Origin of the sequence: Thalassolituus marinus (genome assembly GCF_020320395.1) — a bacterium.
In the GTDB taxonomy this organism is placed as follows: Bacteria; Pseudomonadota; Gammaproteobacteria; order Pseudomonadales; family Oceanobacteraceae; genus Venatoribacter; species Venatoribacter marinus.
In genome coordinates this window covers 1-4017 of record NZ_JAEDAH010000061.1, presented here as the reverse complement: position 1 = coordinate 4017, position 4017 = coordinate 1, and the positions used below count along the sequence as shown (strand labels likewise).

General features: G+C 52.9%; 3 protein-coding genes and 1 riboswitch. Of the genes, 2 read left to right on the top strand and 1 reads right to left on the bottom strand.

Going from position 1 to position 4017, the window contains the following annotated elements:
- Positions 1–197 precede the first annotated feature (197 nt).
- Entirely contained in the window at positions 198–1085 is an 888-nt protein-coding gene (htpX, locus tag I9W95_RS12000) for a protease HtpX (RefSeq protein WP_225675190.1), read from the bottom strand.
- A 172-nt stretch (positions 1086–1257) separates the two neighbouring features.
- Positions 1258–1389: riboswitch (TPP riboswitch) on the top strand.
- 105 nt (positions 1390–1494) lie between these two features.
- On the opposite strand from htpX, the gene I9W95_RS11995 reads away from it, so the two are divergent.
- Together I9W95_RS11995 and I9W95_RS11990 are read left to right on the top strand one after the other, a co-directional pair.
- Positions 1495–3588, top strand: a complete 2094-nt coding sequence (locus I9W95_RS11995; RefSeq protein ID WP_225675188.1) for a TonB-dependent receptor — start codon at positions 1495–1497, stop codon at positions 3586–3588.
- A 48-nt stretch (positions 3589–3636) separates the two neighbouring features.
- A complete protein-coding gene (locus I9W95_RS11990; protein ID WP_225675186.1) occupies positions 3637–3903 on the top strand; it encodes a hypothetical protein in 267 nt (88 codons plus the stop codon).
- Positions 3904–4017: the final 114 nt, after the last annotated feature.

Genomic DNA, 4017 nt, shown 5'->3' with positions numbered 1-4017 from the left:
CTGAAAAATCGAGAGAATGAGGGTAACGCTCCAGAAGCGAAAAGCTGGGGTCGGCCCTGCCGGCCAGGGGATAAGTTCCCCTGGTAGGCAGTAGGCATTGCGGATTTAAAAGTCGTTTATAGAAAACAGATACCTTTAAAACTGTGGGACAGTAGTAGGTATCAATCGGGCTTTTTTGTATTTGTCGGTGGGCTGTATCAGCCGCGACCGTAACGCTCACGCAGGGCGTTGATACGTACTTCCAGCGGCGGGTGAGTGGAGAACAGAGCAGAGAACTTGCCTTCACCACCAATACCAAATGCCACCAGTTCACCGTTCAGTTCACTTGGCTGCTCGTAGGTTTGCTGCAGCGCAGCCAGTGCACTGACCATGGCCGCAGGCGATACCAGCTCGGCACCGGCCTGGTCGGCACGGAACTCACGGCGACGGCTGAACCAAGCGACGATGGTCGATGCCAGAATACCCAGCACTACCTCTGCAATCATGGTGGTTACGTAGAAGGCGATGCCCGGGCCGTCTTCGTTCTTGAATACGGCTTTGTCGACGAAGTTACCGATGATACGTGCAAAGAACATAACAAAGGCGTTCACCACGCCCTGAATCAGAGTCAGGGTAATCATGTCGCCGTTGGCAACGTGGCCAATTTCGTGGCCGAGCACGGCTTTTACCTGCTCTTTATCCATGCGCTGCAGCAGGCCGGTAGACACCGCCACCAGTGCGTTGTTCCTGTTCCAGCCGGTGGCAAAGGCATTAGGCGATGCGGACGGGAAAATGCCCACTTCCGGCATACCGATACCGGCTTTATTGGCCAGTTCCTGAACTGTGCTTACCAGCCATTGCTCGCCGGCATTATGTGGCTGATCGATGATCTGCACGTTCATTGAGCGTTTCGCCATCCACTTCGACAGGAACAGGGAAACGAACGAGCCGACCATACCGAACACCAGACAGAACGCCAGCAGGTTGCCCATGGCCAGGCCCCCGCCCTGAGTGTGGTAACTGCCCACGCCCAGCAGAGAAAGAGTGATACTGGCTACCAGCACAACGGCTAAGTTAGTGGCCAGAAACAGAATGATGCGCAACATGTGTCGCTCCTGTGATTAACAAAATCGGACGTGCCCGACTGCACGTCTTTATGACCATCAGAATGATGCTTTTTTTGCCATTTTCAAGCGCCAATATTGTCAGGAAGGGTAATGCCGTCGGGGCCTCCCCATTCGTCGATATTCCATTCGAGCCGGAAGCGCGTATCATGTGCGCCGTCCCAGGGGGTGGTGCGTCACTGAGCGTGCCTGAGATGCCGGGTATTTATCTGCACTGCAGGTAAATGGCGAACCCCTAGAACCTGATCCGGTTAGTACCGGCGTAGGAATGGGGGCGGTTGTTCCGGCGGCATCAGTCCGTATGCGGACAAGCGCATCACAATCGAGCGGTGGCAGTGCCACCCCTACGCGATAGCCGGGTCTTTCTTGTACTTTGAGGAATGACCCCGACATGAAAAAAACACCTCTTTCGTTGCTGATTGCCATGGCACCACTGCCAGTGCTGGCCGCTGATGTTGTACTGGATACCCAGACGGTACAGGCCGACTTCCGCAAGACCGATGTACAGCAGATTCCGGAAGCCGTGACCGTGGTGGATGCGGCGCAGATTGAAGCGCGTTCCGCTGAACACCTGGATCAGGTGCTGAGCTTCGCCCCTAACGTTAACTACGCATCCGGGGCTTCCCGTGGCCGTTACTTCCAGATTCGCGGTATTGGTGAGCGCAGCCAGTTTGTTGATCCGGTGAATCCATCAGTCGGTTTAGTGATCGACGGTATCGATATGACCGGCCTGGGCGCTGCGGCTACCCTGTTTGATGTACAACAGGTTGAAGTGCTGCGCGGTCCGCAGGGCACGCGTTTCGGTGCCAACGCACTGGCGGGCATGATCAACGTCAGCAGTAACGCACCGACAAAGAACCGCGAAGGCTATATCAGTGCTAAAGCCGGCAACTACAGCAGTTATGGCTTGGGTGCGGCGTTATCCGGTTCGCTGAGTGATAACCTGCAGGGGCGTATTGCCGTGCATGGTTTTGAATCCGATGGTTATATCGACAATGAATTTTTAAACCGTGATGACACCAACAACCAGGATGAAAAAATTGCCCGCGGTAAACTGCACTGGCAACTGTCTGAGCGCAGTGAATTAAATCTGACCTATTTATACGCGGATATTGATAACGGTTACGACGCATTTACGCTGGATAACAGCCGTACTACCTTGTCTGATGAACCTGGTCGTGACAGTCAGGATACCAGTGCACTGGCTCTGGCTTATAACCGTGACCTGAATTCCGCGGTCCGCTTTGAAAGTGAAATCACCGGCAGCTGGAATAAAGCCGAATACAGTTACGACGAAGACTGGGTTTCCGATGCTTATCCGCCCAAATGGGGAACCGCATTTGACCAGTATCTGCGCACCTTCGACCGCAGCAGTGCTGATTTCCGCTTTTTATCTGCCCCGCAAGGTCGTTTATTCAGCGACACGACCGATTGGGTCGCCGGTATTTATTACATGAGCCGTGACGAAGAACTGGTACGTAACCGTACCGGCGATGCACAGTATCGCAGCGACCTGAGCGTAAATTCTGTTTCTGTTTATAGCGAACTGAGTACGGCGTTTAACTCTGACTGGACGCTGACCTATGGTGTGCGTGCGGAGCAGTGGAAAAATGATTTCTCTGCGAATGACGCGGTTCAGGATACAACGGATGAAACCCTGTTTGGTGGCAAGGTAACGCTTGAAACCCTGCTTGCTCAGAATCATCTGGGTTATGTTTCTTTGGCACGGGGATATAAACCCGGTGGTATTAATACCGACCCGGATGTGTCGCCAGAGAACCGTACTTTTGATACCGAGTTTAATAATACTGCCGAGCTGGGACTTAAATCGTCACTGGATAATGATGCGCTGAAAACCCGCCTCGCGGTATTTTATATTCAGCGTAAAGACCAGCAGGTTAAAAGCTCGTATTTTGATCAGCCCAGTGTCTCATTTATGGACTATCTGGCGAATGCTGCTGAAGGAAAAAATTACGGACTGGAGCTGGAAAGCCAGTGGCAGCTGTCTGATGCATTGCTGTGGGATCTGAGCCTGGGTTATCTGCATGCCGAGTTCAGTGATTACAGTTATGAGCAAAATGTGTATGACGCAAGCTGGAATATTGTGGGCAGCGCTAGAGTGGATAAGTCTGGTCGTGCACAGGCACATGCTCCGGAATACAGTCTGGCAACGGCACTTACCTATGCGTTCAGCCAGCAGTTTTCTGTGCGTGTGGAGAGTGAAGCTAAAGACGAATTTTATTTCTCCGACAGTCACGATGAAAAAGCCCGCTCTGCTGTACTCTGGCATGCCCGTCTGAGCTATCAGCAGGGGCCGTTGGATCTTGCACTGGCCGGCCGCAACCTGACCAACCGTGAAACCGATATTCGTGGTTTCGGTGGATTTAACAACGATGCTAACGACCCGTCTCCGGATAATGTTGGTCGTTACGCGCAGCTGGGCGAGCCGCGCCTTGTGATGCTGGAAGCCAAGTATTCATTCTGATAAATGCAGCCGGACGTCAGACGTCCGGCTTATTAACTGGAGACCTCAATGGAAATTTCCGTCGAAATCAGCAAATACCCGCTGGCGGATGACTACATCCCTTACATCAAAGACTTTATCGATCGCCTTAACAGCGTTAATGGCCTGACCGTGGTCACCAACACCATGAGCACTCAGGTGTTTGGTGAATACGATCTGTTGATGAACACACTGCAGCAGGAAATGAAGCGCAGCTGGGAAACCTTTGGCGCATCTATCTTTGTGTGTAAATTCATTGGCCGTAATCTCGATCCGGCGCTGAATCCGCACGGATGATGTGCTGGACGCTGGACGCTGGACGCTGGACTTCAGGCTTCAGGCTTCAGGCTTCAGGCTTCCGACATCCGACATCCGACATCCGACATCCGACATCCGACATCCGACGTCCGA